The organism is Vibrio sp. HM8-C, from assembly GCF_058630515.1.
In genome coordinates this window covers 1-4,154 of the sequence record NZ_JBMMKS010000032.1, presented here as the reverse complement: position 1 = coordinate 4,154, position 4,154 = coordinate 1, and the positions used below count along the sequence as shown (strand labels likewise).

5 protein-coding genes are annotated in these 4,154 nt (G+C 49.7%); all 5 read right to left on the bottom strand.

The annotated features are described in order from the left end of the window. Window positions 1-945: baseplate J/gp47 family protein (locus tag ACOSVQ_RS20550; RefSeq protein WP_491984292.1), on the bottom strand; the 945-nt coding region annotated here is incomplete at its 3' end. Continuing rightward, window positions 942-1,328 (bottom strand): phage GP46 family protein, encoded by a 387-nt coding sequence (locus tag ACOSVQ_RS20545; RefSeq protein WP_491984291.1) that lies wholly within the window; start codon window positions 1,326-1,328, stop codon window positions 942-944. The genes ACOSVQ_RS20550 and ACOSVQ_RS20545, both read right to left, overlap by 4 nt. After that, window positions 1,325-1,897 (bottom strand): phage baseplate assembly protein V, encoded by a 573-nt coding sequence (locus ACOSVQ_RS20540; RefSeq protein WP_491984290.1) that lies wholly within the window; start codon window positions 1,895-1,897, stop codon window positions 1,325-1,327. The genes ACOSVQ_RS20545 and ACOSVQ_RS20540 overlap by 4 nt, the downstream gene beginning before the upstream one ends. Continuing rightward, window positions 1,890-2,828 (bottom strand): phage tail protein, encoded by a 939-nt coding sequence (locus ACOSVQ_RS20535; RefSeq protein ID WP_491984289.1) that lies wholly within the window; start codon window positions 2,826-2,828, stop codon window positions 1,890-1,892. The genes ACOSVQ_RS20540 and ACOSVQ_RS20535 overlap by 8 nt, the downstream gene beginning before the upstream one ends. Next, window positions 2,825-4,045, bottom strand: coding sequence for a DNA circularization N-terminal domain-containing protein (locus ACOSVQ_RS20530; RefSeq protein ID WP_491984288.1), 1,221 nt, complete (start codon window positions 4,043-4,045; stop codon window positions 2,825-2,827). The genes ACOSVQ_RS20535 and ACOSVQ_RS20530 overlap by 4 nt, the downstream gene beginning before the upstream one ends. Between the last annotated feature and the right edge of the window lie 109 nt (window positions 4,046-4,154).

The following is a 4,154-nucleotide window of genomic DNA, read 5'->3' as shown; positions in this document are numbered from 1 at the left end:
TGTTGAAACGGTTAACACGATTTCCGTGGGCGTTATGGATTCAGGCGCACCTGTGGCGTCATCGATTTTTCCCATCTTGTTTTGAACCAGAGTTTGCAGCGCTGCCACCACATCGGAGCGGATGTTTATGTCTTCAATCCCCTGAATCTCGATATCGAGCTGCGCATGTTCAGGTACAAGCGCCATCGGGTGACAACCGGCTAATCGATTATCTTCAAAGGTTTGTTGAACCAGATTGATGACTTCAGTGCTCACGGTTGGATCATTCGCACGACTTCCGACATACACTTGCACCATGCCGCGCTCAGGTGTGTTATCTAACGCCCAGGCGTAATCGACATCGGAATGAGCAGAGGTTGCCCACACTTCGTAATCATCGGCTTTACCAATCAGGTCATTTTTCTCATAGGCGACAATCACGCGAGTGCGCCAGTGTTCCAGAGCTTCAATGTCTGAGCCACCTGAGATACCCAAGCTTTCTACCTGACTTGGGTCAACCCCTTCCAAACCTTCAGAAAGTGTCAGCATGCTGCCTTCGGGTAAGTTGCTTTCAGTACCAGAAACCAAAGCGATAACATTCACAGGTGCGTTGCTGTATTGCTCTTCGGTAGTTTCAAACTCGTTGCCTGCCGCGTCCGTCAGTAAGCGCCCTTTGGGGATGACCACTGTTCCACCCAGTTCAACAAACTGAACCGTGCCTTTCGCAAAGGTTGGCAATAAGCGAGGCGTGTCATGACGATTGGCATGCAGATACAACCAAGATTCTGAACAGGTTTCTGGGTGCAGCTCGCGAAACAGTTGGTCTTGATAGCCGTATTGCCCGTAACTGACTCCCGCAATCGCACAAGCTAGCGCTTCAATAGCTGGGTTGTTTTGCCCTGTCTTAGCTATCAGTGTTGATTGGGCGCGATTAATCAGACTCTGTAAACTGACCTGAGTACTCATAGCTCTACCTCAAACTTGGTGCCATCAACCAATGTGACAATAGCGATTCGGCTCATGACTGTCGGTTTGCTTTCCCAAACCTTCACATCAATGTTTTTGGCGTGACCTTCGCTAACCAACCAAGCCAACGACTCTTCATAAAATCGTTTGGCGAAACTGATTGTCTGCTCCGTGAGTTTTTCACGCTTTAAAGTCCAGTCTCGCGAGCCAACCATATTCAGGAACTCAGCACTCCAACAACCACCGCGTTCATTGTTTGCCATACGAACGCGATCGTTTTGAGTCGATTCGGCTTGGTTATGAATGCTTTGTAAGATGGCGTGTGTCATGCCTTCTTTTGAACTGACGGGTGCGGTCAGGGCGCTTAGGGCAAATTTACTCATGGCGCGTTGGGTCCTTGCGATACTCGGTTGGTTGAATCATCGATGTAGTTATGGGTATGGGTTTCCACCGTCACGCCCGCGAACTTACCTGAAGCACCGCCGACATTGCCTGCTACATTCAGGTTGCCTGCGATGTCGACATTGCCTGAGAACGTTGAACTTGCGGCAGTCACATTGACCTTGGGCGCTGTTACGCTAACTTCACTTGGTGCGACCATTTCGATTTTTGCTGCAGACTGAATCTTGATACCGCTAGCCGTGAAGTGAACCAAATTGCCTTTATCATCGAGCATCGCCACTTCTCCCGGCTGCAATTCCATTTGGTAGCGTTCGTCTTCCACGTTGACGGTAATACCTCGCGCGGTGACACCACCAATAAACAGGTTGTAAGTTTTGGCGCCCACTAAAGGGCGGCTCATAAAGCCGTAGTTATGTACGCGACGAATGCGGTCATTGGTTCGGCCTGTCGCGGTTTTGATTTGTAGCCACTGTGTCTCTGCGCCTGTGACGATACCCGTACCCACAATGTTTTTGATTCGTCCCATCAGACGAGAGAGCAGATTAGACATTGCTTTGCTCCTTAAAGGGTCGAGACAATTGGATGGTGGTAGTTGCAGAGCTTTCGGATACCGATAGGCTTAATGCTTTTATCACCAACATTTCACTGAAGTTCTGCTCTTTGTCGATCACACGAATCACTCGGTTCATGCCGTCAATCGCAAGCTCTGGAAAAACATCAGCTATGCTTGAGGAAGCCGTCAGGCTCTGGGCAATCGCTGAGTTACGTTCGTAATTCGCCCTGGATAAACACGCCTCTTCGGTTTGCAGTTGGTCACTGATGATGACCAACGTTCGAGTGCTATCAATGTCACTTGACGTGACCGACGCGCTGGCTTCATCCCAAGCGCCTTGCACTTCTATGGTGTGGAACTGCTTATCAAACTTGCGAGATATACTTAGCTGCTCGATGTTATTACCCACCTCTAACCCAATGCCTTGAATGGTGGCGTGTGCGGGATGTTCGATGGTGAGAACGCCATTACGCTCAACCAATACAAAACCTTGTTCACGGATAACCTGCGCCACATTTTCCACAGGCGATTCGGCATTGATTTGAAACTCTTCTACGTTAACAAGGCGATTCACCAAACACTGAACGCTGAGGTTAAACGGTGACGCTAACTTGCGGAGCAGTTTGTCGACAGGTTGGTCATACAGCGCATCCATAGTGATACGTGAATCAATCATGTTGGCACTTTTGGAACGACCCGAAATAGTAAGAGCCTGGCTACTGGCATCGGTGGAGGAATCCACACCATCAATTTGCCCGGTCAGGATAAGCCTATCGTTGAGGTGGAACTCAACGGGCAACGGGTTGGTAATGTTCATGGGTGGAATAGAACACGTAAAGGTGTGAGCCAGTTGCTCTAATGAGTAGTTCACACTCGCGCTATAAAACGCGACCGCAGTGCCGTTGATTCGTAAAGTCAGCTTGTTCATTGAACATCATCCCTCACGGCAATGTCTCCACGCATGAATAGCGGATGCTGCAGCGCATTAATCGCTGTGATTAGATGCTCGTTGGTGTAGTGGTCGTGCGCGATAGAGAGCGCTGGCGTAAAGCGAGGCTGTTCAATCACTCGGTGCGCTGCCGTACCCTTGATGACTTTATCCAGTTGAGTTTGCACATTGGTCTTGAGCGCTAATAGCGAATCAAACAGCGCCATGCTTTCCATGGTGGAGACCTGTGTAACTTCGTCAATACGCTCGTCGAGGCTTTCTACCAAGGCAGTCAAATCATTTTGAATGATGTCTGGTTTCTTGTTGGTTGCGGTGATATCAAAGTTGTCTTCTTTTTCAAGCGAAACCAAATCCTGACTCATTTGAATCGCACCCGTCACCATCTGAATGTTGTAGTGAGGTGACACCGCATCGTCACTGACTTGGGCAAGCAGTTGCTTCTGAGCATTGCGCGAGTTGTCCACGGCTTCACTGTCCGACTTGGATTCCGACTGAACAAGGCTTGCTACCAGATTCATGGTTGAGCTGAACGTCTCACTGAAGTAACTCGGTTGTGTACTCAAACGGCTCACCGCACCGTAAGCATTGTTGATAGCGGAATACACTTCTTTGAACTTGTTATTGGCGGCTGCGCTCTGCGCCTGGTTAACGTTGCTGTTGAGGCGATGCGTGATATCGGTCAGCGCGTCTAACGCTTTGGTGTAATCGCTCTGAGTCTGATTAATCTCAGCGACGCTCATTTTGCTGACATCGCTAAGAAATGAAGAAGCCGATGTGGTTTCAACAACCGAAGCCAATTGCTTGGTGCGTACAACGGTCGGCGTGCTGATGCTCGGCGCAGTACCGGCACGAACAAAAGACAAACTGAGCGTAACAATGCCACGCTTGGTACTGATGCTCTGCGAGAAAGTCTCAAACACCAACGGCAGTTCACCCAACCACGGATGCTCTAGCTCTCCACTGGGTGTTTTATTTAGGCTGTCGATGAATGTATTCGAATCGACGAGCGAACTGCTGCCCACAAACACCACTTCCAATTTAATCGAGCGAGCTTTACTGCCCATGGTTTTAACGTGCGGCAGCTCTGCGTAAGGAATTTCACTGACGTGCAAGCGCTGACCGCCATCAATGGCAGTGGCTAGGATGTTGAGCTGATGCCCATTCCATCGACCGCGCTCGTACTGTCGTTCCCACATGAAAGACTCTCTTCGTCAGCAATAATTTAGAAAGAATGCAGTAGGCGGAAAATTTAAGACGGGAAGGGGGCGCTCAGGCCTCGTTCGGACTCACCCCTCCCTCCGCGCC

Coding starts and splice junctions, on each gene's coding strand:
- ACOSVQ_RS20545 (WP_491984291.1), bottom strand. CDS start 1,328: ATGAGTAAATTTGCCCTAAGCGCCCTGACCGCACCCGTCAGTTCAAAA.
- ACOSVQ_RS20530 (WP_491984288.1), bottom strand. CDS start 4,045: ATGTGGGAACGACAGTACGAGCGCGGTCGATGGAATGGGCATCAGCTC.
- ACOSVQ_RS20535 (WP_491984289.1), bottom strand. CDS start 2,828: ATGAACAAGCTGACTTTACGAATCAACGGCACTGCGGTCGCGTTTTAT.
- ACOSVQ_RS20540 (WP_491984290.1), bottom strand. CDS start 1,897: ATGTCTAATCTGCTCTCTCGTCTGATGGGACGAATCAAAAACATTGTG.